A 23,647-nucleotide genomic window follows, 5' to 3' on the forward strand; every position below is an offset into this window, starting at 1 on the left:
AGTTCCGCTCCAAGAAATTACCTCCGGACTCTGGAGCACCACCGCCTGGTCGGATCCATGGGCAGAGTCGGTGCCGCCGGCGATAACGCGGCCATGGCGTCGTGATGAGGCGGAGGCCTCCTTCGCCGACGCGCGGCGCAGGCGGGACGCCGCGGACCAGGCGTGGCGCGATCAGCGCCGGCGCGAGGCTTCCAGGACGGCGCTGCGGGAGGACTTGGCCGAGCAGCGGCGTCTCCACGAAGCGGCCGGGCTCGCGGTCGGGCACGCCGCCCAGGAGGTCGAACGGCTCACCGCGGAGCTCGCAGACCGTGATGAGATGCTCGGCCGACTGCGCGGCTCCCACAGCAGCGTCGCCGCTCGGTTGGACGCTCTCGACACCCTGCACCAGACGTGCCGGTCCGCCTCCGAGGGGATCGAGGCCTGGCGATCGGCCCAGAAGACGGCGCAGGAGGCCCACAGCGAGGCGCACCGACAGCTGGTGGACTCTGGGCTGGGCACGCGGGAGGCGCTGGACGGCGCGATCCTGGACCCTGCGCTGCGGCGGCAGCACCACCAGCAGGTGGAGGAGTGGGACCGACAGGCCGGACGTCTGGCGCTCGCCGAGGAGTCCGAGGACATCTCCGCGGCGCGGGAGGTCCGTCGCCGCGAGCCGACGACCCCCGCAGAAGATGCGGTCACCGAAGCGGTCGAGGAGGCGAAGGCGGCGTCGACGCGGCGCGACGCTGAGCGGACGGCGCGGGACCGGGCCGCCGACCGTCGGGACGCCGTGGCCGAGGCCGCCGAGAGGCTCCGTGCGGCTCTGGCCTCACGGGACTCCGAGCTGATCGAGCACCGGCGTCTCGCCGAGCTGGCGGAGACGCTCGGTGGAGGCGGGCCGGACAACCCCCGGCGGATGACGCTGACCAGCTACGTCCTGGCTGCCCGCCTCGAGAAGGTGGCTGCGGCTGCCACCCGGCACCTGCAGACCATGTCCGAAGGTCGTTACCGTCTCCTCCATGACGACGCCGAGGGGCCGGGCCGCCGCCACGGGCTGGAGCTGAAGGTCCACGATGAGCACAGCGACCACCAGCGCCCCACCTCCTCCCTGTCCGGGGGCGAGACCTTCATGGCATCCCTGGCCATGGCGCTGGGGCTCGCCGAGGTCGTCCAGTCGGAGGCCGGCGGGATCGGCCTCGAGAGCCTGTTCATCGATGAGGGCTTCGGTTCTCTGGACGAAGAGAGCCTCGACCACGTGATGGTGGCCCTGCACCGGCTCCAGGGAGAGGGGCGCCGGGTGGGGGTGGTCAGTCATGTCACGGAGATGCACCGGGCGATCCCCACCCAGCTGCGCGTCATCCGGCGGCGCACCGGCTCCACTGCGCGGATGGTGCTCCCCGGTGCCATAGACTCCCCGGAACACCCGGTGGGAGGTCCGGCGGACGACGGGCCTGAGGCCGGGACGGAGGTGCTCTCGAGACTGGGAGGCATGGATGCGTAGTCCGGGGCCGGTCGAGTGGCTCGGTGTCGCCGCGCGGGCACCGGCGGCCCTGCTTCCGGCCGGGATGCTCTTGGCCGCGGCGGGCACCGGCTCTCCGATGACGGCCGCGCTGATGACCAGCTTCGCCCTGATCGGTCTGGCCCTGTCGGTGCCGATCGCCGGCGCAGCCGCTGACCGCCACGGTCAACGGCCTGTGCTGCTCGCCACCGCTGGAGCGCACGTCATCCTGCTCGTCCTCGTCCTGGCGGTGCTGCCTCGCCTCCAGCTGACCGCCGCCGGGTCCACCCCGGTCGCGACGGATGCGGCGGACGGTCCCTCTTCCCTGGTGATCTCCGTCGCCGTGATCTTCGCCCTCGGGGCCGGACTGACCGCCCCATCGGCCAGTGCGATGAGCCGGGCCCGCGGGTGGCACCTCCATCATCACCGCCCTGACCTCGGTGTCGGGCTCGGCGCCTGGATGCGCCGCGAAGCGGCCGTGGACGAGCTGCTGCTGGTGCTGGCTCCGGTGCTCGCGGCGCTGCTCAGCGGCGGGCTGGGGCCAGGGGCCGGGCTCATGATGGCGGCGCTGCTGGGAGCGCTCGCAGTCCCTGCCTACGCCATGGACCCTGTGGCGGACCCGCTCTCCGACCCTGGGGATGCGTGCAGGACTGCGGCGGGGGGCTCGGCGGAGGTCCCCGAGGGACCTCTGGAGCCGCTGCGCGTGCCATGGCCGGCGGTGGAGCACGGCCAGCAGATGGTGGCCGAGGCCCGGGGGATGTGTCCGGAACGGCCTGGGGACCCGACCCGGGCTGTGCAGCCTCGTCGTGCAGGGGCCGGCCCCAGCGTCGTCGGAGCTCTCCTCGTCAGCCTGGGGCTCGGTGTGGCGATCGGCGGCTCCGCGATCTCGGCTCTGGTCCTCTCCTCCCAGTCCCACCGTCCGGAGGCCCTGGGCCTCCTCCTGGGACTGTGCGCCGCAGCGGCGATGCTCAGCTCCCGGCGCCTGCCTCGGCGCCTGCGCGCCCTCGACGTCCTGCGGCGGCGCCGGCTCTTCGCGCTGCTGCTGCTGCTGACGGCGGGGCTGCTGACGGCGCTGCTCGCCGTGGGGCCGGCCGAGGGCGGCTCCTGGGTGGGGACGCTGCTGCGGGCCAGCGCGGCGGTCGGGCTCTACCTGATGCTCGGAGCCTCTGCCGGCGTCCTGCTGGTGGAGGTCTACCGGGTGGTCGCTCGACGGGCTCCGACGGCTGAGCTCGTCTCGACTCTCAGCAGCGTGGCCGGCTCTCTGCTCATCGGACTGGTGGTCGGGCTGATCACCGCGGGGCTTCTCGCAGAGGCAGGTGCTGGGGTCTTCAGCTCCGTCGTCGTCATCGCCGTGCTGCCGCCCCAGCCCTCGTGGCCCTGCGCCGTGGCCAGCGGCTGCGGGGCGGCATGCGCCGCCATGCCGGGCCCCGCCCGGACGGCTCTCAGGGGAGCGCGTCGAGCACAGCGTCCTTGTAGATCCGCGAGGTGAGCACGTTGACGTGGTCGCGACCGGGGACCTCGACAAGACGTGCCGGGTGCCCCGCGGCGACCACCAGCTCTGCCAGACGTGCCGAGCCGGCGGCGATCTCGTCCCGGGCACCGGCCACCACCAGGGTCGGTGCGGCAGGCACGGCTGCTGCGGGGTCGAAGGGTGTCCGGGCGACCGCGAGGAGCAGCTCCACCACATGCGGAAGATTCTGGTCGGGCATGGCGGCGGCGACGGTCACCACCGATCGCGTCAGCGGATCCTGGGGGACGACGACGTCGCGGCCCACCGGCGCGCCGCCTCAGCGTCGAGCCCGGCCAGTCGATCGGCGGCCGGGGCGCCGCCGACGATCAACGAGGCCACGAGCTCCGGGTGAGCGGCCGCGAGCTGCCAGGCCAGCCGTGACCCCAGGGAATAGCCGTGGACCGCGATGGCGTCGCCCGAGGTTCATCGGCCACCATCTCGGTGCTGAGTCCGTGGAGGTCGTCGAGCAGGTCCTGCACGCTCAGACCGGTCGGGTCGACGTCGGCCGAGGAACCATGCCCGGGGAGATCCACGGCGAGCACGCTTCGGCCCTGGGCGGCCAACGGATCCAGCCAGCCCGTCTTGACCCAGTTGTAGAGCACGTTCGACGCATAGCCGTGCACCAGAAGCACCGGTGCCCTGTCGGCGAAGGGCCGACGCCACAGGTGCGCCGTGAGACCCGACGGGGTGCGCCAGGTCTCGGGTGCGGGATGCAGGAGTCGGGACACGTCAGCCTCTCTCAGACAGGACACCGGTCCATGGCGGCCGCCGATGGCGCGCGGGCGAGCTCAGTTCTCCAGCTGCAGCGAACGGTTCGTCGCGGCGGTGACCTCGGAGAGCAGGGCGGGGTCCTCGCTGAGGAGACGCCCGTAGGAGGGGACCATGTCCTGCAGCCGCGGCTTCCAGGACTCCACCTGGGCGGGGAAGCAGCGCTCGAGCAGCTTGAGCATGATGGAGGGCGCGGTGGAGGCGCCTGGAGAGGCGCCCAGCAGGCCGGCGATCGTGCCGTCGGCGCCGGCCACCAGCTCCGTGCCGAACTGCAGCACACCCTTGCCCTGACCGTTCTTCTTCATCACCTGGACACGCTGGCCGGCGGTGATCAGCTCCCAAGAGTCCGTCTCGGCCTCAGGGTAGAAGTCCCGCAGGGTCTCGATCTTCTTCTTCGCGGACTTGGAGACCTCCTTCACCAGGTAGGTCACCAGATCGGTGTTGGCCGCGCCCACCTGCATCATGGGCAGCAGGTTGTGCGGACGCACCGAGAACGGAAGGTCGGTGATGGAGCCGTTCTTCAGGAAGTTGGTGGAGAACCCGGCGTAGGGGCCGAACATCAGCGTGCGGCGTCCCTCCACGAACCGGGTGTCCAGGTGCGGCACCGACATCGGCGGGGCGCCCACCGAGGCCAGCCCGTAGACCTTGGCGTGGTGCCGGTCGGCGACGGCGGAGTCTGTGCTGCGCAGGAACTTGCCCGAGACGGGGAAGCCGCCGAAGCCCTTGATCTCTGGGATGCCGGAGGACTGCAGCAGGCTCAGCGCCCCGCCGCCTGCGCCCACGAACACGAACCGCGCCGTGGCGGTGAACTTCTCTCCGGAGGCCGAGTTGCGCACCTTCAGCTGCCACCGGCCGTCGGAGCCGCGGGAGATGGAGGTGACCTCGTGGCCGTAGCGGACCTCCGCACCGGCCTCGTTGAGGTGGTTGGCCAGCTGCCGGGTGAGCGAGCCGAAGTCGACGTCGGTGCCGGAGTCGATCTTCGACGCCGCCACGCGCTGTTGGGGATCGCGGCCCTCGGCGAGCAGCGGGGCCCAGGAGGCGATCTCGTCGAGGTCCTCGGTGTGCTCGATGTCTGAGAACAGCGGCTCGGCCTTCATGGCCTCGTAGCGGTCCTTGAGGTAGCGGGCGTTGTCCTCGCCCCAGACGAAGCTGATGTGCGGCAGGGCATTGATGAAGGTCCGTGGCGAGCCCAGCGTGCCGGACTCCACCCAGTGGGACCACAGCTGCCGGGAGACCTGGTACTGCTCGTTGATGCCGCGGGCCTTGGTCAGGGAGATGCTGCCGTCGGCGTCGCGCGGGGTGTAGTTCAGCTCGCACAGTGCGGCGTGGCCGGTGCCGGCGTTGTTCCAGGGGTCCGAAGACTCCTGACCCGACTGGTCGAGAGTCTCGTACAGGGCGATCGACCAGTTCGGCTCGAGCTCCTGGAGGATGCTCCCCAGGGTGGTGGACATGATGCCACCTCCGATGAGAATGACATCGAACCGTTTGTCCGCGCTGGTCGACCTGGTCGACGTTGACGTGGCCACAGAACTCTCCTTGAGGTTGTCCGGCGGGTGGGGGTGGGCCAGCCGGGTGCTGGCCACGCAGGTCAGCCGGTGCACCGGGGGCGGCTGAACTCGGACGGGCTCCGAGGAGACTTTACCGCCGGGGAACTCGAGCCATGAAATCTGGGCGGGCAGTGTGACGGACGGATCAGCTCAGCTCATGCGGATCTGCCGGAAAGGCTCGAACAGCACCGGAGACATGGGGTAGTCGGCCACGCGTCGTCCCAGGGCGAGACCGGAGATCGGATGCACCAGCGGGAGCGCGGGAAGGTCCTCGGCCACGACGTCGGCCACCTCGCGGTAGAGCGTCGCGCGCTGCTCATCGTCCGTCTCGGAACGCGCCTGGTGCAGCAGGTCCTGGACGTCGTCGGAGTCATAGCCGAACTCTCGGGAGGAGCGTTGGAACAGCGGACCGAAGAAGGAGTGCGGGGACCGGTAGCCTCCGTTGCGCCCCAGCAGGTGCATCGCTCGGTCGTCGTCCTCGAGGAGCTCCTCCAGGTAGCCGGCGTCCCAGGGGACGGGGCGGGGCTCGATCACGAAGCCGGCCTGGGTGAGATCGCGGGCCAGCGAGGCGTAGACGGCCTCGGGGCGGGGAAGGTAGCTGCGGGTCGCGGTCATCGGATAGTAGAAGCGCAGCGGCTCCCCGTCATAGCCGGCGTCGTCCAGGAGATCCTGGGCCTCCTGGAGGTCACGGCCGTACCGTTCCGCGGTCTCGGAATGCACGCCCAGGGCAGCCGGGGTGAACTGGTGCGCCGGGCGCGTCCCCTCCAGGAAGTGCTCGCTCACCAGGTCGGAGCGGTTGATCGCCCGCGCAGCGGCCTCGCGGACCCGATGGTCCTCCATCACGGGATGGGCCAGGTTGAACCCCAGATAGAGCACGGAGAACGGATCACGCTGCAGGATCAGGCGCCCGGACTGCACCAGCGGGCGCAGATTGTCCGCAGTGATGTAGTCATAGACGTCGACCTGGCCCCGCTGCAGATCCCGCAGCCGATCGAAGGACCGAGGGATGGCGCGGATCTCCACGCGCTCGGGGGCCGGACCGTCCGGAGTCTCCTCGGCGGAGGCCGTGACCGGGCCGTTCCAGTAGTCGGGGAAGGCCTCCAAGGTGACGTCCCCCTCATGGGTCTCCATCACGCGGTAGGCTCCGGTCCCCACCGGGGAGCGGGCCACCAGGCCCGGGTCATCGTCGGAGAGGACTGCAGGAGAGACGATCCCGAAGGCGGGCAGGGTCAGTGCCTGGTGGAGGAACACGATCGGCTCGCTCAACGTGAGGACCACCGTGGACGGATCCTCGGCCTCGACCGATTCCAGGACGCAGTCCTCGTCTCCCAGGTAGCCGCCGAAGATGGCCTCGAACGGCAGGGTTGCGGTGCGGCGGAGATTGCCGGAGCCATGCAGCTCGGGAAGCCGCCCCCACCGCTCCACGTTGGCGACCACGGCGTCGGCGTCAAGGGCCGTATCGTCGTGGAAGAGGACTCCCTCACGCAGGGTGAAACGGTGGACGAGCCCGGCCTCGTCGACATCCACGTCACGGGCCAGCAGCGGCTCGGTGGCGCCGGTCTCCTGGTCTACGCCCAGCAGGCCCTCGTACACCTGCCGGCAGACCCGTTCGGTCTCCGTGTCGACGGCGAGCGACGGATCCAGGGAGGTGACGGCCGACACCCCTGCGATGACGGCGGTGCGGTCACGACGCTCATCCCGGGAGGCGTCGTCGTGGGAGGGCGCCGTCGACGATGCTGAGGCCGCGGGTGAGGCGGCGGTCGGCCCGAGGAACAGCCCGGCGGCGGCCGCCGCCGTCGATGCTCCCAGCATCTGCCGGCGGTTCAGCTCTTCGGCCATGCGGGCAGGTCTCCTCGTGACAGTCGCGGACGGACCTGACAATGCTACCGCCTGTGCGGTCGGACGCCGGCACGATGCAGGCGCCGCATCTCCGCGCGCACGGCCTGAAATGCACAGCCTGAAGCGCCCGGGAGGGGCCGGTCGGTGCGGGGGAGTCAGCGCGGGGGAGTCAGTCGTCGTCCGATCCTCTCGAGCTCCGCCAGCACGGTGCGCACCGCCTGGCGGGCATGCCTCTCCGGTCGGCTCAGGGCGATGATGGTCCGTTCGGCCGGGACGCCGCGCAGGGGTCGGAGAGTCACTCCCGGGCCGATGCGGGAGGAGAACCGCGGCAGGACGCCCACTCCCGCTCCACGGGCCACCAGAGCCTCCACGAGGTGGTTGTCCCGCAGGCGCACTGCTCGGTGGACCGCCCGCCCCGTGGCCTGCTCGACTGCCGCAGGGACGGCATCGAAGGGGTAGCCGGTGGGCACCCCGATCCACGGAAGGTCCACGAGCTGGCGGGGATGCAGATGCTCCTCGGCTGCCAGGGGGTGGTCGCTCGGCAGTGCGATGTCCAGAGGCTCCCGAGCCAGCACGGTCGTGATGAGGTCGGAGGCGTCGTCCTGCTGCGGCACAGTCCGGTGACCGACCACGACGTCCGCGTCCCGAGCGAAGTCTGCGAAGCGGTCCATGGACAGGAAGTCACTGAGCTCGACGGTGATGGCGGTCTCGGAGAACCTCTGCACGAGGTCCGGAAGCAGCGCGGCGCCGGCACTGGGGAGAGCCTGCACGGCGACGGTGCCGCGGGGCTCCCCGGTGGCGGCGTCGAGCTGAGCCCGCAGGGCCGCTAGGCGGTGCAGGATGTCGCCGGCGCCGTCGGCGAGGAGCTGACCGGCAGAGGTGAGGCGGATCCCTCGGGAGACCGGTTCGACCAGCTTCACCCCCAGGTCTCGCTCGGCCGTGCGCAGCTGTTGGGACAGTGCGGCGGGGGTGCGGTGGGTGGCGCGTGCGACGGCTGCGAGGTTGCCCCGTGCGGAGAGCTCGCGCAGCAGTTCCAGGTGACGGATCTCCATTCAGTCAGCCTAAATGATCGCGTAAGAAGTATTAGGTAGACCTGAGGGGTCGAGGCTTCGAGGATGGAGCCGTGACCCTGACCCACCGTGCTCTCGCTGTCCTGGCCTCGCTGTGCTGGGGACTGAACGTCATCGCCATCCACATCTCCCTGGAGCACTTCCCGCCGTTGTTCCTCGCCGGAGCGCGCTTCCTGCTGCTGGCGCTTCCCGCGGTGATCTGCGTCCCGTGGCCGGGGGTGCGGCTCCGGCACCTGCTGGGCTTCGGGCTGGGCACCGGCACTGTGCAGTTCGTGGGACTGTATCTCGGCATGGCGGCGGGACTCCCCGCGGGCGTCGCCTCGCTGGTGCTCACCTGCGCGGCCCCGTTGACCCTGGTGCTCGGGGTGATCCTGCTGCGCGAGCCGATGAGCGGCAGCGCCGCCGCCGGTGCCGGTCTGGCGCTGGGGGGCCTGGCGCTGGCCGGTTGGGCGCGCGGCGGTGGCGGCGGAGAGTGGGCACCGTTCCTTCTCGTCCTGCTCGGTGCGGTGGGCTGGGCTGCGGGCACCCTGGCCTCCCGGCGGGCTCAGGCCGAGGATCCCCTGGCCCTGGTGCTATGGATGGCCGTGGTGCCCCCTGTCCCATTGCTGGGACTGTCCCTCGTGGTCGAAGGGCCTGAGGAGATCCGAGACGCCCTGGCCGCTTCGATCTCCTGGCAGGCGGCCCCCGCGTGGGCGGGACTGACCTATACGGTGCTGGTCGGTTCGCTGCTGGCGCCGGTGGTGTGGGTCTGGCTGCTGAGGCGGCATCCGGCCGGGACGGTGGCGCCCTACTCGATGCTGGTGCCGGTGGTGGGCCTCGTCGCCGCCTGGGCGCTGCTGGGGGAGCGACCGGCAGGGCTGGAGCTGGTCGGGGCCGTGCTGGTGGTGGCCGGGGTGCTCGTCGGCGGACGACGGCGCCCCCGGACCGAGTGAGTGCGGGCGGGGGGACTTGAACCCCCACGTCAAAGACACTGGAACCTAAATCCAGCGCGTCTACCAATTCCGCCACGCCCGCCGATGCCGCGGCGCGCCGTCGAGACTGTGGCGGCCGCGGCCCATCAGTCTACAAGAGCCGCCCCGCCGGGCTGGCGGTGCGGCTCACGCCAGCGCGGTGCGGCGTCTCAGGCCCCGAGCTTGTCGCGCAGCCGTGCCACGTGGCCGGTGGCCTTCACGTTGTACTGGGCGAGCTCCACCGCGCCGTGCTCGTCGACGACGATCGTCGAGCGGATCAGCCCTTCGGTCACGCGGCCGTAGTTCTTCTTCTCGCCCCAGGCGCCGTAGGCCTCCGCGACCTGGTGGTCCTCATCGCTGAGCAGCGGGAAGTTCAGCGACTCGTTCGCGGTGAACTTCTCCAGTGCGGAGACCGGGTCGGGGGAGAGGCCGAGCACGGCGTATCCGGAGGACTGCAGCGACGCCAGCGAGTCACGGAAGTCGCAGGCTTCCTTGGTGCAGCCCGGGGTGGAGGCCTTCGGGTAGAAGTAGACGATGACCTTCTGTCCGCGGAGGTCGCCGAGGCTGACGGTGCCTCCGCCGACCGCGGGCAGGGTGAACTCGGGTGCTGCGTCACCAGGTGCTAGTCGCTGTGCCATGCAGGGAACCTTTCGACGTGGGGGTGCCGCCGGCGGCGGCGCAGTACGGGCGTCTCCTCGGACGGGCTCGAGATGTCCTCGGGTCGCCGTGGAGCACCTCCCAGCCTATCGATCGTCGGCCTGTCGATCGTCGGCCTGCGGGACGCGGCGGTGGGGGAAACGGTGTGTAGGGTCCTGGGCGCGGTCCGCCGTGGTCCGTAGACTGGCCGCCATGGTGGAGCAGCCGAACCGCGGAGAGCAGGAGCAACGCCTGGTCGCGGCCCTGCGCGGGACCTTCGACGTCTCGGTGATGAACTTCGGCTCCTACAACATCCTCTACGCCGCCAATCTCGAGGCGAATGATGCTCGTGCCGTCCCTCCCGGGGAGAGCGCCGACTCGGTCCAGGACGCCGTGAGCATGGCCGAGCACCTGTTGGTCGGCTACCGGCGCCAGCCCACTGAGATCGTGCTGTGCCCGGTGGATCTCGCCGAAGCGATGCCACGGATCACCGGGGCGGCCGCGGATCCGGCGGACGACGCGACGCCGACGGTGCCCCTGCCGGTGAACATGACGAACCTGGCGGGCATGGCCGCTGAGGGCGACGCCGAGCGGGCGTCTGTGACCATCGCCCTGTCCACCGGTCACCGCGTGGTCCTGGACGTCCGGGGTCGCGTGAGCTTCGACGAGCTGCCCGAGGTCACGCTGGACCAGCGGCGGGACGTCCGGGACTTCACGGAGTTCGTGGACTTCTTCCTGGACCGGCTCGAGGACATGAATCCCGTGTGAGCCCGGGCCCGGCGCACGGCGACGGCCCGAGTCGACATGGCCCCGGCGCAGACGCAGGAAGCCCCGTCTCCAGCTGGAGACGGGGTTCCCGCGGAGGCGAGACCTGCACTCGTCAGAGTGGGCCCCCCGGGACTCGAACCCGGAACCTGCAGATTAAGAGTCTGATGCTCTGCCAGTTGAGCTAGAGGCCCTCGGCTGCAGGTCGTCGCTTCCGCGATCCGTTGCTCAGTCATCTGCGCAACGACATGAAACTCTAGCACCGGCTTCGTGGCCCTGCCAACTCGAGGAGTCCTCTCCGCCTGTGATCCTCATCGCACCAGCTCAGCACCGTGCCGACGGAACCGTGAGACACCCGTCGGCACGGTGCTGAGGACCTGACGGTCAGGCGTGCTGGGCCCGCATGTCCCCGAGGTCCAGGCTCCCGGAGTGACGGCGCAGCAGCCAGGCGGCGGCCGCCGCCACGAGCCCGAAGACCAGGTGCCCGACGAGGCTCTGCAGGGTCATGGCGTTGATCATGAACACCGGCATGCCGAGCATGGCGGGCATGATCAGCAGGGCACCGACGACCCACAGCACGACGCCGTAGCCGGCACCGAGCAGCAGCAGCGGTGCAGGCCGAGCGCTGGTGATCACGACGCCGAACACGACGCCGAACAGCAGCGAGATGCCCATGTGCACCAGGCCTCCGACGGCGCGCTCTCGACACCGACCAGAGCGCCGACCATGGGCAACATCCCCATCGCCGCCATCATCATGCCGAAGACGACGCCGCCCGCCAGTCTCCCAGGCCGCCATGGACAGCACGGCGTGTCAGCGTTCCCGCCGCTCCGGCGGCGTGGGCTCCCTGAGTGGAAGTCATGTCCCTCTCCTCTCCACATGCCGCAGGTGCGGCACCGGGGCGTCTCCCCGGTGGTTCCATTCCACGACGCCGAACGCGAGGTACTGACCCGAATGTCAGCCTGATGACATAATCGATGCCATGGCGCCTTCACGATTCCTCACCCTTCCCTGGCAGCAGGTGACGGCCGAGACGGCGGGCCCCGACGCCGAGATGGCCGCTCTGCGGCAGGCCGCCTGGGTGGCGCGCTGCGTGGGCCGCGGTGCATCGGCGCCCCTGAGCGCCACCGATGTCTCCGCCATCGCGACCTACCTGACCACTCGCCAGTTCGAGCCGGGGCAGAAGCTCTTCGCCGACGGGATGGCCCCCGGAGCCGAGCCCGAGTCGGCGGGAGTGTGGATCATCCGCAGCGGGCGGGTCGAGCTCATCGCGGGGGCGGGGGAGCGTCGCTCCGTGGTCCACGTGCTCCATCCGGGGGACGTCGACGGCGACGTGCAGCTGCTCCTGGACATGCCGTTCCCGTACACGGGCCGAGCACTGGAGGAGGTCACCGCGCTGCACTTGGAGGCCGACGGCTTCGAGCGCCTCCTGGGGCACCATCCGGCGATCGCCCGCCGATGGCTCTCCTCGATCGCCGAGCGCCTGGCGATGAGCCAGAACCGCATCATCGGCCTGCTGGGTCGGTCATTGACCGCCCAGATCTCCCAGGTGCTGCTGGATGAGGCAGTGCAGGGGGAGGTGCTGCTGCCTCAGCGCACCGTGGCCGCGATGATCGGCGTCCAGCGGCCCTCGCTGAACAAGGTGCTCAAGGACCTGGAGCGGCGCGGCGTGATCGGTGTCGGCTACGGGGTCATCACGCTGCGCGATGCAGAGGCGCTCGCTGAGCTGGCCCGGTGATGTTGTGAGGCAGCGCCTCAGCGCAGGCCGAACAGGCGCTGCCTGTTGACCCGCCGGGTCTCGCCCCGGATGGTGAACAGCGAGATGATGGTGCCGATGTAGAAGAATCCCAGGGTCAGCAGGAAGAGGATCCCTTTGAGGATCTTCCCCAGGTAGAAGTACTGCAGCCCTGCCACGAAGAAGAAGCCCAGGATGGTGAGCACCAGGGCGATCCCGGGATCCTTCTGCGGGCCGTCGAACGCACGAGAAGCCATAGCGCCATCCTACGCCTGGCTCAGGCCCACCTCTCCTCCTGGCCCTGGCTGACCCTGTCGTACCTGTGTAGGACCGTTCCCTGGAGCCTCCTACGGCCTTGCGAGGCGCCGCAGCGGTTCCGCCGGGAACGGAGGTGCCTGACACTGGTGATCGGAACGGCCGTCGGAGACAGGAGGTTCCCGATGTCGACAGGCTCGTCAGCACAGCGCAGGCGCGCCACGGTGGCAGGGAGACGACTCAGCCTGTCCAATCTGGACAAGGAGATGTATCCGGCCACCGGTATGACCAAGGCCGACGTGCAGGAGTACCTGCGGGCTGTCGCTCCGGTGATGGTGCCGCACCTTCGTGGCCGCCCGGTCACCCGCAAGAGGTGGCCCGACGGTGTCGGCACGGCGGAGAGCCCGATGAAGCCCTTCTTCCGCAAAGCCCTCGAAGACTCCGCCCCGGACTGGGTGCCGCGGATCGATCAGCAGCACCAGGATCACACCACCACCTACCCTCTGGTGGACGATGAGGCGGTGCTGGCATGGTTCGGTCAGGTGGCGGCCCTCGAGCTGCACGTCCCCCAGTGGCGTGTCGACGACGCCGGCGACCCGCAGCCACCGGACCGCATGGTCCTCGACCTCGACCCCGGAGACGGCTCGGACCTGCGTGACTGTGCCCAGGTGGCCCGCTGGTGCGCCGAGCTGCTGGACGGCATGGCGCTGACCGGCATCCCGGTGACCTCCGGCTCGGCGGGGATCCACCTGTATGCGGCGCTTGACGGCTCACGCACTTCTCCCGAGGTGTCCGCTGTGGCCCAGGAGCTCGCGCAGGCGCTTGAGAAGGAGCATCCTGACCAGGTGGTCAGTCGGATGGACCGGTCCGCCCGACGGGGCAAGGTGTTCATCGACTGGAGCCAGAACAGCCGAAGCAAGACCACCGTGGCCCCCTACTCCCTGCGAGGACGTCCGCGTCCGACCGTCGCGGCGCCTCGTACCTGGGAGGAGCTGGAGGATCCTGATCTGCGGCAGCTCGAATGCGATGAGGTCCTGCGGCGCGTGGCAGACGGGCTGGACCCGCTGCAGGACCTGAGCGACAGCGACGCCGTGGCCTAGAGCTCTCCCGGCCAGACGGCCGCCTCCCTGAGTCGGGCCGTGTGGAGGGGTCTGCGGGGTGACAAGTCGCCCGATGACGTCCGCTGGGAGTGATCGAGCTTTCTCGGTGACGGTCACCAGCCGGAAGGCTGACCTGCACTGATCGTGAGCCGGCGTGGCGCACGGGGGCCCTACGAGGGATCGAGGGCGTGAATTACCTCATGATTGTGTGCCCTAAAGGTCTGTGGCTGTGCTTCAATGGATGAGGATCTGTTGCGGAGCGGGCGTCCGGCTCCTCCGACCCATCCGAGGGAGACGCTATGGCCGGTGAGAGGGCAGGCACTGCGCGCGATGTGGCGCGCCTGGTCGACGGGGTGGCGCTGCGCCGTCGTTGCGCGACGTCGACGGCCCAGCGGCTGCTGGCGGGCGCCGGTCGGCTGAGTCTCGTGGCATATCGAGAGGAGCCACAGCGGGAGCTTGCGGTCCTCGCCCACGGGATGACCGACGTCGGCGCCTGGCTCGTCGTCCTGGGATCAGAGGGCACGCCGACCGCTGCCGAAGGAGATGAGGCCGACGTCCGGCTGCAGATCGACCAGTTCGGTGCGCAGGCGCATGTCCGGGTGCAGGTCGCGAGTCTCCATGCGCTGGGTCGCGTGCACATGCTCAGTCCCGATGCCGCCCACCATGCGCTCACCGAGCACGCCCTGTCAGACGAGCTGGTCGCAGCCGCCGCGGCGCCATTCGCGCGGGTGGCCATGGTGCAGAGCGACAGCGTTCTGGTCCACGCCCGCGAGGACGTGGAGAAGCTTCCGTGGGACCAGGTGGCGCAGCCAGGGGCATGGCCGCTGGGCATCGAAGAATGGAGCGCGCTGGACACCGCCGCTGCACTCGCCCCCGAGGTCGTGGCGCGGCTGATGGAAGAACTCGCGCACGGTGTGCGGCGCGGCATCCTCGGGCGGACCCTGCCGGCTCCGCGGGAGCTCGACGGGTCAGTGGAGCAAATGCTGCTCGACGTCGACGCCGAGGGGTGCACGTGGCTGGTGCGCGAGGGCGATCAGGTGCGGGCCGTCTTGATCGCGTTCGACCAGCCGGTCACGGATGCGGCCGGATTCGAGGCCGCGCTGCGGGCCTGGTGCGTGCAGGTGGCCTGAGGCCCCGAGCCCTCGGGCGCCCCGTCAGCTCACTCCTGTGAGTAGGTGAGACAGTTCGCGGTGTCACCACCGACAGTGACGGCCTCGGCGGAGCACATCAGGTCGGTGTTGTGGACGCACTCCAAGCGCTGGCACGCCCCCACGTGTCCCTCAGCGGTCGGCAGACCGCCGCGGACATCCAGGGCGATGAAGGTCCCACAGCTGGGGGAGCCGGCGGAACCGGTGATGGTGACGGCATCAGCGCGGCAGGCGCCGTCGTTGAAGGCGCACGACGTGGCGGCGCAGGACGTGACGGTGGCGAGACTGGTCATGACAGGACTCCTCAGTGCTCTGCCCGCTCGGCGGTTCCTGAGCGGATGCCGCCAGAGTATGCCTCGATGACAGGGCCCACAAGACCAGCGCGCCTCACCGGATTCCACGAGATCTCGGGGTCGGAACCGGCACCGACCGAGGCAGGCGCGCCTGGCAGGATGACAGCACACCAGTGTGATCGAACCAGGTCTGACCTGGAGCGACGCAATCGTCAGGCATGGTCGTCGGGCGGGACCATCGACCGCTCAGGAGAAGCCGGCCGTGCGGATGCGCCCGTGCGCGCCGTCGAGACCCACAGGAGGTGACGGAGTTCCCTGCCGGGAGGAGCGGCGGCCCGCCGCATGGAGCGGACTCCAGCCGGTCCGGCGCGCCGAGACGCTCGGACGTTCCGGGGAGGCTCGGAGGCACATCACTGCTGGTCACTGTCCTCGGAAGACGCCTGTGACAGTGCTCACGGGTGCGTCAGAGTTGACGCACATCACAAGTCGACGCAATATGGTGTGCCTCAGCACCCGCCGGCCGACCCGCCGTCGGGTGTCTTGTCTTGTGCACAACAATCCGAGGGGACACCCACCCGATGAGCACCACCACTCAGGAGCCGGAACCCGGCTCAAGCGCGTCAGGACCCGAGGGCGAGGACGCCGCGCGCGGACCCATCACCGGTTCGGGGAAGCGACACGGCCTCTTCCAGCGCTTTCTCGACCTCGTCGAGTTCCTCGGCAACAAGCTGCCGCACCCGGCCACGCTGTTCGCTCTGCTCGCGGCCTTCGTCGTCGTGCTGTCCTGGGCTCTCTCGCAGGCCGGGATCAGCGTCACCGACCCTCTGGAGGGCGAGGAGGTCGAGGTCTTCAACCTGCTCTCCGCAGAGGGCATCGAATGGATGTTCACCTCAGCGGTGGACAACTTCATCAACTTCGCACCGCTGGGTGTGGTCCTGGCGACCATGATCGGCATCGGCATGGCCGAGCAGAGCGGGCTGATCGGCACGGCGCTGAAGACGTTCATCCTGTCCATCCCGCGGTTCCTGGTGACCTTCGGCATCGTCTTCGCAGGCATCATGTCCTCGGCCGCCTCCGACGCCGGCTACGTGGTGCTGCCCCCGCTGGCGGCCATCCTGTTCATCGCCGTGGGGCGCCACCCTCTGGCCGGCATCGCCGCCGCCTTCGCAGGCGTCTCGGCAGGGTTCAGCGCGAATCTGCTGCTCTCGGCCACCGACGTCATGCTCGGTGAGCTCACGATCGAGGCCGCCGCGACCGTGGACCCGGCCTATGCCGAGCAGATGAATCTCGCCATGAACTACTGGTTCATCATCGCCTCCACCGCGCTGCTGGCCGTCGTCGGCACCCTGGTGAGCCAGTTCGTGGTCGAGCCGCGCCTCGGCTCCTGGCACGGCGAAGGCGTCCTGGCGGATCAGGACCGCTCGGCCCTGAAGATCACCGCCGTGGAGAAGAAGGGCATGATCGCCGCCGGGATCTCGCTGGTGATCACCGTGGGTCTGCTCCTGCTGCTCATCGTCCCGGAGAACGGTGTGTTGCGCGGCGAGGACGGCGCGGTCGTCCAATCGCCGTTCATGAGCTCCCTGGTGGTGGTCATCATCATCGCGTTCTTCGTGCCAGGGCTCGTCTACGGAATCGTCACGAAGGTGGTCCGCAATGACACGGACGTGATCAACCATGTCTCCAAGACGCTGGCCGGGATGGCCATGTTCCTGGTCCTGGCCTTCACCGCAGGCCAGTTCATCGCCTACTTCAACCAGTCGAACATCGGCCTGCTGGTCTCGGTCGGCGGAGCCGACCTCCTGGAGTCCATCAATCTCACCGGGCTGCCGCTGATCCTGCTGTTCATGGGCTTCGTGGCCGTGGTGAACCTGCTGGTCGGGTCGGCCTCGGCGAAATGGGCCATGCTCGCCCCGGTCATGGTGCCGATCCTGATGCATCTGGGCATCTCTCCGGAGTTCACCCAGGCGGCCTACCGGGTCTCGGACTCCGCCACGAACATCCTCAGCCCGCTGATGACCTACTTCGCGATCGTCATCGCAGTGGCGCAGAAGTATGACAAACGCATCGGCATCGGCTCCCTGATCTCCGTGATGCTGCCGTACTCGCTGGCCTTCATGGCGGCCTGGACGCTGATGACCACGGGTTGGATGTGGCTGGACCTGCCGCTGGGGCCGAATGCGCCGATCCACTACGAGCCCTGAGTGACGACGCTCCACGGACCGAAGATCGATCTGGTCCGCTCGTGATGCTGGTGGCGACACGGCGAGGGCGAGCGGCGTCTCTGCTGTGAGATCGCAGGTGCCGGGCGGCTCGTGAAGTGTGCTTCTTCCGTTCCGGCACTTGTGGTGTCGCGTCCACGTCTCAGGGCCTGATCAGTTCGGCGGTGGCACAGTCGACGGCCTGACGAAGGGAGTCATCGGTGATCCCGAGGGCCCATTGGGCGACGTCGGTGATGAATCGGTGGTAGGTCACATGGTCGAAGGGTGTCGGTGAGTTCACGTACGCCCCGGCGCCGTCGACGGCGACGAATATGCGGACGCAGGCGGCGAATGGATCCTGCGCAGGGAAAGCCCCCTCGGCGATGCCGTCCCGGATCAGCCCCATCAGACGCTCTCTGTCCTGCTCCTCCTGGGCCACGAGTGCCTCTCCGAGGCGCGGGTGATGCCGAGAGAGATGGCGGGCGTTGAGCCACAGTCGGGCCAGATCGTCGGCGTGGCCACCTTCCAGCCGGGCGATCATTCGGGCCAGCCGTGTCAGCGGTGCACCTTCTGCGGGGATCAGTCGAGTGCGTTCGTCCGAGAGTGCGCGTTCGCACGCGACCACCAGAAGATCCTCGACGGTGGGGAAGTAATGGCTGATCAGGCCTGGCCTGACGTCGATGCCGGCGGCGACGGCCCGCAGAGTGATCTTCTCGAGGCCCGCTGTGACCGCCAGTCGGGCAGCTTCCGCGATGATCTCGTCCCGACGTTCGCCGGGGGCCTTGCGGGAGTTCGTGGATGTGACCCTTGACACCATGCCTTCCATCTTATTGGATGAGTGACCAACAGAGTGTTGGTCATAAGACCAATAACCGGCGTGACCGGTGCGGATCGTGCACTGGAGCAGGGAGATGTCATGGCACACGACCATCGAGCCCAGGAGATGCCCGGGCATGCTGAAGTCCGGATCTCTCTGCGGGAGGCAGGTGGTGCGGCCGAGGCGAGTCTTGGGGGGAGGCGCGATGGAGGGCATGCCCCGGCGAGACCATCGGTGCAGCTTGAGACACGAGGCATCAGGCTGGTGCCGCAGCACGAGCGCAGAGGACGTCCTCGGGACCTTCTCTTCGTGTGGGCCGCTCCCATGGTCAGCGTGCTCAATTTCACCATCGGTGCGTCACTGATCTTCATGGGGCTCGAGCTGTGGCAGGCGATGATCCTCATCGTGGTGGGCAACCTGCCCTGGATCCTCACCGGAGTCGCCGCTGCCGCCGGTCCTGCGGCCGGTACCGCGAGTTCCGCGATCACCCGTGCTGTCTATGGCATCCGTGGAAACTCCGGCGTGATGGTCGTCTACGGGGGTCTCATCTCTGCGGTGTTCCTCGCGCTGAACTGGCTGGCGTCGACCTACATGGGAGCCGAGATCGTCACCATGGCCGGACTGGCCGACTCAGGAACGGCTCGTGTGGCCGTCACCATCGTCGTCTCCGTGACCACCGTGCTGGTGGCCGTATACGGGCATGGACTCATCACCCGGGCCTATGGCTGGATCACCGGGATCCTGCTGGTGATATTCGTTCTGGTCACGGCGGTGAGCCTGACAGCGGTCGACTGGGGCTTCCGCCAGCCGGAGCCGCTGCAGGGGATCCACCTCTGGGTGGTGCTGAGCATCGGCTTCGCCGTGCTGGCCTCGACCCCGCTGTCCTTCTCGAACAGCCCGGACATGGCGCGATACCTCCCCCAGGAGACTCCGCGATGGCGGATCGCCATCGCCATCGCCGCCGGCGGCGCCCTGCCGTGCATCGTCTTCACGGCCGTCGGAGCGCTGCTGGCCACCGCCATGAGCCCTGTGGCCCTCGAGATCGGGGTGGAGCACGCCCTGCTGGGGCTGCTGCCGGCCTGGTTGGGCGTGCTCTTCGTGCTCGGCGTGGTGCTGAACACGGTGGCGCTGAACGCCATGACCACCTACACCGCATCCATGGTGCTGCAGGCGATCGGACTCCCGATGAGGAGGACCACCGCGGCTGTGGCGGTGGGCCTGGTCGCCACCGGACTGACCCTCGTGCTGGTGTTCTCCACCGGACTGCTCGAAGCGGTGAACCTGCTGCTGCAGCTTCTGATCGTGATTTCGGCCCCGACGATGACACTGTTGTGTATGGACGCACTGATGCGTCGATACCGCTATGACGGGCCGGGGCTGCTGGACGCGACGGCGAACAGCCCCTACTGGGGTGTGGCCGGGTGCAGCCCCGCCGGACTGACCGCACTCCTGGCAGGGATGGCCTCTGGCACGCTGGCCCTCACCACCGAGCTCGGCACCGGCCCGCTCTCAGCGGCGCTGGGAGGCTTGGACCTCTCTGTGCCGGTCTCAGCGATCGTCGCGGGCGCCGTGTATGCCACCATGACGCGGGGAGGTCGGCGTATGCACAGGTGGTCGGTCGCCCATGAGCGGCGAGGAGGAGCGCGATGACCCAGGGTGGACGTCCTCCCCAGGCAGACCTGTCCGCGCCGGTGAACCGGCTCAGGCCGGCAGTGCCGCTTCGCCCCACCATCGACACCTGGCAGGAACCCCCGCACGTCCGTTGGGCGTTCACCCACCTCTCCGAGGTCCTGCCGTCAGCGCGCATCCATCGCCGGTCGACGGGTTCCCGCGCTGCGGCAGGTGATGAAGCGGGGGAGATGCCCAGGCTGCTGATGCGGGTTCCAGATCTCTCGCATCGGCTCGAAGAGACTCACACGGATGCTCTGCTCGTCGTCCGTCAGGGACAGGTCGCCGCGCAGTGGTACGCCCCCGGCTGCGGGCCGGATGACCAGCATCTGATCATGAGCGTGTCAAAGTCGCTGTGCGGGCTCGTGGCGGGATCGCTGACGATGGACGGTCTGTGGAGTCTTGAGGACCGCGTGATCAGCTTCGTACCGGAGCTGGCTGAGGGTGCCTATGCCCGAGCTACAATCGCTGACCTGCTGGATATGACAGTCAGCGTGGACTACGACGAGGACTATCTGAACCCTCGATCCGAGCTGCAACGTCATGACCGCAGCGCTGGCTGGAGAGGGCCCCGGCCGGGAGACCCTGGTGACACGTGGAGCTTTCTGCGCACGCTCACCGGCGCGGGTCCCCAGGGGCGTTTCCAGTACTGCTCGGCGACCACTGATGTGCTGGCCTGGGCGATCGAGCGGGCCACCGGGGCCCGCTACGTAGACCAGCTGGCTGATCGTGTGTGGTCCAGACTTCGCCCGGATCATGATGCCATGGTGACGGTGGATCGATCGGGATTCGCCCATGCCGACGGCGGAGTCTCTTGCACGGCGCGCGACCTCGCCCGGGTAGGAGAGATGGTGCTGGCCGGCGGACGAGCGCCCGGAGGGCGCGTGGTCGCGGCGCAGTGGGCCGAGAGCATCCTGGCTGGCGGAGATCCCCGCCAGATGGTCGACCAGGGCTGGACCTCGGTCTACCCCGGCGGCTCCTATACGCGGCAGTGGTGGTGCACGGGAAACCGGCGCGGCAACGTCACCGGCCTCGGCATCCATGGTCAGCACCTCTGGTTGGATCCGCAGTCGTCCACGGTCATCGTCAAACTGTCCAGCTGGCCTCAGCCGGACGCCGAGCAGGACCAACGGACGCAGGCGCTGTTGATGGAAGACCTGACGCGGGCTCTTGCCGCAGAGTGCGGCGCGGATTCGCCGTGACCGACGGCGGCGCGCTATTGTGTATCGGTCCGTGCCGTCTGTCGGGCGCCGTCTCCTCCGCGCTGCGGGGGGCCGCGCAGTCCGGGTGGCGGGCGATCGGGGTGTAGCTCAGCTTGGCAGAGCGCGCGCTTTGGGAGCGTGAGGCCGCAGGTTCAAATCCTGTCACCCCGACGGCGGCCGAGGCGCAGCGGGAGCATCGAAGCTCGCGGCGCCGCTCGGCCGCGGTCGACGCTGCGGGTTCTGCCAGAGCTCGCATCAGACATGATCAGTCGTCATCTATCAGGAGCCCCCACGTGGTCAAGAGCACCGTTGAAAATCTGAACCCGACTCGAGTCAAGCTCACCGTCGAGGTGACCTCTGAGGAGCTTGAGCCCAAGATCAAGGCCGCATACAAGAGCATCGCGGAGCAGGTTCAGATCCCCGGCTTCCGCAAGGGCAAGGTTCCCGCGCCGATCATCGACCAGCGCGTCGGCCGCGAGTACGTCGTCCAGACCGCCATCAACGACGGCCTCAACGAGTTCTACCAGCAGGGCCTGGCCGAGGCCGAGATCGCTCCGCTGTCCCGCCCCGAGGTGGAGATCGAGGAGATCCCGGACCCCAAGACCAACGAGGGCGTTCTGAAGTTCACCGGTGAGCTGGACGTCAAGCCGGAGGTGGAGCTGCCCGAGTACTCAGGCCTCGAGGTCGAGGTCGAGGCCCGCGCCGCTGACGAGGACGCCGTGCAGGAGCAGCTCGACGAGCTGCGCTCGCGCTTCGGCACCCTCAAGGACGTCGAGCGGCCCGCGGCGACCGACGACTTCGTGACCCTCGACCTGGCCGCCAGCATCGACGGCGAAGAGGTCGACAACGCGACCGGCCTGTCCTACCAGGTCGGTGCCGGCACCATGCTGGAGGGTCTCGACGAGGCCCTCGAAGGACTCTCCGCCGGCGAGGACGCGACCTTCGAGACCACCCTGGCCGGAGGTGAGCACTCCGGCGAGGAGGCCTCCGTGAAGGTGACCCTGCAGGCCGTCAAGGAGCGCGAGCTGCCTGAGGCCGACGATGAGTTCGCCCAGATGGCCTCGGAGTTCGACACCATCGAGGAGCTCCGCGCAGACCTGCGGACCAAGGCCGAGGAGAACCTCGTCGTGGAGCAGGGCGTCGAGGCCCGCGACAAGGTCCTGGAGAAGCTCATGGAGCTCGTCGAGGTCCCCGTCCCCGCCTCCGTGGTGGAGGGACAGGTGGAGCAGCACTTCAGCCAGGGCGGCCACGCCGAGGGCGACGACCACGACACCGAGGAGCACCGCGAGGAGATCGAGAAGCAGACCCGCGAGGCATTCCGCAACGAGATCGTGCTGGACCTGATCGCCGACAAGGAGGAGATCGGCGTCGACCAGGGCGAGCTCATCGAGTACATCGTCTCCACGGCCTCCCAGTACGGCATGGAGCCCAACCAGTTCGCGCAGATGCTGGACCAGGCCGGCCAGGTGCCGATGATCATGGGCGAGGTCCGCCGCCGCAAGGCGCTGGCCAAGGTCCTCGAGCTCGCCGTCGTGAAGGACTCCGAGGGCAACGACGTCGACCTGTCCGACTTCGTGACCCCGCAGGGTGACGACGAGGAGGAGGGCGCCGCCGAGGAGGTCGCCGAGGTCGCTGAGACCGAGACGGCCGCCGACGAGCAGCACGCCGACTCGGCGGACGAGGAGTCCGACGAGCAGAAGTGAGCAGCCGCCGGACCGGAGTGAGTCCGTGTCCGTGACGCGCTGAACCGGTGCTGACCCAGCACTGAGCCCGACGACGGCGGGCCGCTGAGCCGAGAGGCCCGGCGGCCCGCCGTCGTCGTGAGCAGGGGGTGCGTCGGAGTACGGAGCTCCGCACCCTGCGCCAACAGCGAACGACGCCGCGGCACGCCTCGGCCCGGGGCGGTCACCAGGTAATGTCGGGGACAGCACGGACGGTCCTGCGCGGCGCGCGACGATCTCGCGGCGCCGCTCGACCGTCCTGACGTGAGAGAACACTGGAGTGGAGGAACGTCCATGTCTGAGAGCCTGCCCAGCATGTCGACCGTGGACCCGGCGTCCCGCGACGACTACATCTACAACCGTCTGCTCAAGGAGCGGATCATCTGGCTGGGGTCGGAGGTCCGTGACGAGAACGCCAACGCCATCTGCTCCCAGATGCTGCTGCTCTCGGCCGAGGACCCCGAGCGGGACATCTACCTCTACATCAACTCGCCGGGCGGCTCGGTGACCGCCGGGATGGCCATCTACGACACGATGCAGTTCATCCCCAACGACGTCGTCACCGTCGCCACCGGCCTGGCCGCCTCGATGGGGCAGTTCCTGCTCTCCTCGGGCACTCCCGGCAAGCGGTTCGCCACTCCGCACGCGCGCATCCTGATGCACCAGCCCTCCGGCGGCATCGGTGGCACCGAGTCCGACGTGCGGATCCAGGCGGAGCTGATCAAGCACATGAAGCAGGTCATGGCCGAGCTCACCGCTGAGCAGACCGGCCAGTCGGTGGAGACCATCCTCAACGACAACGCCCGTGACAAGTGGTTCACCGCGGAGGAGGGGCTGGAGTACGGCTTCTTCGACAAGATCGCCCAGCGCTCCTCGACCGTCTCCGGCGGCGGCGGAGTCTGAGACCTCCCGGACGACACAGGCCACGACGAGACCGGCCACCAGGACACT

Annotated in this window: 23 protein-coding genes and 3 tRNA genes; 13 read left to right on the forward strand and 13 right to left on the reverse strand. The window is 69.1% G+C overall.

Annotation, left to right across the window (positions count from 1 at the left end; genetic code table 11):
• The first annotated feature begins 967 nt into the window (after window positions 1-967).
• Both BCY76_RS18815 and BCY76_RS01770 read left to right on the forward strand, forming a co-directional pair.
• Window positions 968-1,477 (forward strand): SbcC/MukB-like Walker B domain-containing protein, encoded by a 510-nt coding sequence (locus BCY76_RS18815; protein WP_237089914.1) that lies wholly within the window; start codon window positions 968-970, stop codon window positions 1,475-1,477.
• On the forward strand, window positions 1,470-2,963 hold the full coding sequence (locus BCY76_RS01770; RefSeq protein ID WP_085437081.1) for a hypothetical protein: 1,494 nt from the start codon (window positions 1,470-1,472) through the stop codon (window positions 2,961-2,963). The genes BCY76_RS18815 and BCY76_RS01770 overlap by 8 nt, the downstream gene beginning before the upstream one ends.
• Here the strand turns inward: BCY76_RS01770 and BCY76_RS01775 are convergent.
• From BCY76_RS01775 to BCY76_RS01795, 6 genes are all read right to left on the reverse strand, one after another.
• Complete coding sequence (locus BCY76_RS01775; RefSeq protein ID WP_085437082.1) at window positions 2,917-3,249, reverse strand: hypothetical protein; 333 nt, start codon at window positions 3,247-3,249, stop codon at window positions 2,917-2,919. The genes BCY76_RS01770 and BCY76_RS01775 overlap by 47 nt on opposite strands.
• The gene (locus BCY76_RS20600; protein ID WP_139827570.1) at window positions 3,213-3,392 is read right to left on the reverse strand and encodes a hypothetical protein; all 180 of its coding nucleotides are present in this window, start codon (window positions 3,390-3,392) and stop codon (window positions 3,213-3,215) included. The genes BCY76_RS01775 and BCY76_RS20600 overlap by 37 nt, the downstream gene beginning before the upstream one ends.
• A complete protein-coding gene (locus tag BCY76_RS01780) occupies window positions 3,311-3,712 on the reverse strand; it encodes an alpha/beta fold hydrolase (RefSeq protein ID WP_170922553.1) in 402 nt (133 codons plus the stop codon). Before BCY76_RS01780 ends, BCY76_RS20600 begins: the two co-directional genes overlap by 82 nt.
• 60 nt (window positions 3,713-3,772) lie before the next feature.
• Window positions 3,773-5,278: a malate:quinone oxidoreductase gene (locus BCY76_RS01785; RefSeq protein WP_083277541.1), complete on the reverse strand. Its 1,506-nt coding sequence runs from the start codon at window positions 5,276-5,278 to the stop codon at window positions 3,773-3,775.
• 171 nt (window positions 5,279-5,449) lie between these two features.
• Window positions 5,450-7,138 carry an ABC transporter substrate-binding protein gene (locus BCY76_RS01790; RefSeq protein ID WP_070160490.1) on the reverse strand — a complete coding sequence of 563 codons (1,689 nt, stop codon included), beginning with the start codon at window positions 7,136-7,138 and terminating at the stop codon, window positions 5,450-5,452.
• A gap of 155 nt (window positions 7,139-7,293) precedes the next feature.
• A complete protein-coding gene (locus BCY76_RS01795; protein WP_070160488.1) occupies window positions 7,294-8,190 on the reverse strand; it encodes a LysR family transcriptional regulator in 897 nt (298 codons plus the stop codon).
• Between the two features lie 71 nt (window positions 8,191-8,261).
• Here BCY76_RS01795 and BCY76_RS01800 point away from each other — a divergent pair, with 71 nt between their 5' ends.
• Window positions 8,262-9,140: an EamA family transporter gene (locus BCY76_RS01800; protein WP_070160486.1), complete on the forward strand. Its 879-nt coding sequence runs from the start codon at window positions 8,262-8,264 to the stop codon at window positions 9,138-9,140.
• A gap of 1 nt (window position 9,141) precedes the next feature.
• On the opposite strand, the gene BCY76_RS01805 is transcribed toward BCY76_RS01800, so the two are convergent.
• Together BCY76_RS01805 and bcp are read right to left on the reverse strand one after the other, a co-directional pair.
• Window positions 9,142-9,222, reverse strand: a tRNA-Leu gene (locus tag BCY76_RS01805).
• 106 nt (window positions 9,223-9,328) lie between these two features.
• The gene (bcp, locus tag BCY76_RS01810; RefSeq protein WP_070160484.1) at window positions 9,329-9,796 is read right to left on the reverse strand and encodes a thioredoxin-dependent thiol peroxidase; all 468 of its coding nucleotides are present in this window, start codon (window positions 9,794-9,796) and stop codon (window positions 9,329-9,331) included.
• Window positions 9,797-10,007: 211 nt separating this feature from the next.
• Between bcp and BCY76_RS01815 the strand changes: the two genes are divergently transcribed.
• Window positions 10,008-10,562, forward strand: coding sequence for a hypothetical protein (locus BCY76_RS01815; protein ID WP_085437083.1), 555 nt, complete (start codon window positions 10,008-10,010; stop codon window positions 10,560-10,562).
• A gap of 118 nt (window positions 10,563-10,680) precedes the next feature.
• Here BCY76_RS01815 and BCY76_RS01820 read toward each other — a convergent pair.
• Window positions 10,681-10,753, reverse strand: a tRNA-Lys gene (locus tag BCY76_RS01820).
• Between the two features lie 190 nt (window positions 10,754-10,943).
• On the reverse strand, window positions 10,944-11,234 hold the full coding sequence (locus BCY76_RS01825) for a hypothetical protein (RefSeq protein ID WP_201791060.1): 291 nt from the start codon (window positions 11,232-11,234) through the stop codon (window positions 10,944-10,946).
• A 307-nt stretch (window positions 11,235-11,541) separates the two neighbouring features.
• On the opposite strand from BCY76_RS01825, the gene BCY76_RS01830 reads away from it, so the two are divergent.
• The gene (locus tag BCY76_RS01830; protein ID WP_085437084.1) at window positions 11,542-12,297 is read left to right on the forward strand and encodes a Crp/Fnr family transcriptional regulator; all 756 of its coding nucleotides are present in this window, start codon (window positions 11,542-11,544) and stop codon (window positions 12,295-12,297) included.
• Between the two features lie 17 nt (window positions 12,298-12,314).
• On the opposite strand, the gene BCY76_RS01835 is transcribed toward BCY76_RS01830, so the two are convergent.
• Window positions 12,315-12,551: an NINE protein gene (locus BCY76_RS01835; protein ID WP_070160476.1), complete on the reverse strand. Its 237-nt coding sequence runs from the start codon at window positions 12,549-12,551 to the stop codon at window positions 12,315-12,317.
• 183 nt (window positions 12,552-12,734) lie between these two features.
• Between BCY76_RS01835 and ligD the strand changes: the two genes are divergently transcribed.
• Together ligD and BCY76_RS01845 are read left to right on the forward strand one after the other, a co-directional pair.
• Window positions 12,735-13,649, forward strand: coding sequence for a non-homologous end-joining DNA ligase (gene ligD / locus BCY76_RS01840; protein WP_083277539.1), 915 nt, complete (start codon window positions 12,735-12,737; stop codon window positions 13,647-13,649).
• Window positions 13,650-13,948: 299 nt separating this feature from the next.
• On the forward strand, window positions 13,949-14,779 hold the full coding sequence (locus tag BCY76_RS01845) for a hypothetical protein (protein WP_070160472.1): 831 nt from the start codon (window positions 13,949-13,951) through the stop codon (window positions 14,777-14,779).
• A 29-nt stretch (window positions 14,780-14,808) separates the two neighbouring features.
• Here the strand turns inward: BCY76_RS01845 and BCY76_RS01850 are convergent, their stop codons facing one another.
• Window positions 14,809-15,090, reverse strand: coding sequence for a DUF1540 domain-containing protein (locus BCY76_RS01850; RefSeq protein WP_085437085.1), 282 nt, complete (start codon window positions 15,088-15,090; stop codon window positions 14,809-14,811).
• Window positions 15,091-15,668: 578 nt separating this feature from the next.
• Between BCY76_RS01850 and BCY76_RS01855 the strand changes: the two genes are divergently transcribed.
• The gene (locus BCY76_RS01855; protein WP_085437086.1) at window positions 15,669-17,291 is read left to right on the forward strand and encodes an AbgT family transporter; all 1,623 of its coding nucleotides are present in this window, start codon (window positions 15,669-15,671) and stop codon (window positions 17,289-17,291) included.
• 160 nt (window positions 17,292-17,451) lie between these two features.
• Here BCY76_RS01855 and BCY76_RS01860 read toward each other — a convergent pair whose 3' ends face one another.
• Window positions 17,452-18,105: a TetR/AcrR family transcriptional regulator gene (locus BCY76_RS01860; protein WP_070160470.1), complete on the reverse strand. Its 654-nt coding sequence runs from the start codon at window positions 18,103-18,105 to the stop codon at window positions 17,452-17,454.
• 264 nt (window positions 18,106-18,369) lie between these two features.
• On the opposite strand from BCY76_RS01860, the gene BCY76_RS01865 reads away from it, so the two are divergent.
• From BCY76_RS01865 to BCY76_RS01885, 5 genes are all read left to right on the forward strand, one after another.
• Window positions 18,370-19,755, forward strand: a complete 1,386-nt coding sequence (locus BCY76_RS01865; RefSeq protein WP_336581724.1) for a purine-cytosine permease family protein — start codon at window positions 18,370-18,372, stop codon at window positions 19,753-19,755.
• A 224-nt stretch (window positions 19,756-19,979) separates the two neighbouring features.
• Window positions 19,980-20,975 carry a serine hydrolase domain-containing protein gene (locus BCY76_RS01870; protein WP_237089915.1) on the forward strand — a complete coding sequence of 332 codons (996 nt, stop codon included), beginning with the start codon at window positions 19,980-19,982 and terminating at the stop codon, window positions 20,973-20,975.
• 97 nt (window positions 20,976-21,072) lie between these two features.
• Window positions 21,073-21,146 (forward strand) — tRNA-Pro (locus BCY76_RS01875).
• A 122-nt stretch (window positions 21,147-21,268) separates the two neighbouring features.
• Window positions 21,269-22,678 carry a trigger factor gene (gene tig, locus BCY76_RS01880; protein WP_070160466.1) on the forward strand — a complete coding sequence of 470 codons (1,410 nt, stop codon included), beginning with the start codon at window positions 21,269-21,271 and terminating at the stop codon, window positions 22,676-22,678.
• 333 nt (window positions 22,679-23,011) lie between these two features.
• Window positions 23,012-23,599 (forward strand): ClpP family protease, encoded by a 588-nt coding sequence (locus BCY76_RS01885; RefSeq protein ID WP_070160513.1) that lies wholly within the window; start codon window positions 23,012-23,014, stop codon window positions 23,597-23,599.
• Window positions 23,600-23,647 lie beyond the last annotated feature (48 nt).

Origin of the sequence: Nesterenkonia sp. PF2B19 (assembly GCF_001758425.2) — a bacterium.
Taxonomy (GTDB): domain Bacteria; phylum Actinomycetota; class Actinomycetes; order Actinomycetales; family Micrococcaceae; genus Nesterenkonia; species Nesterenkonia aethiopica.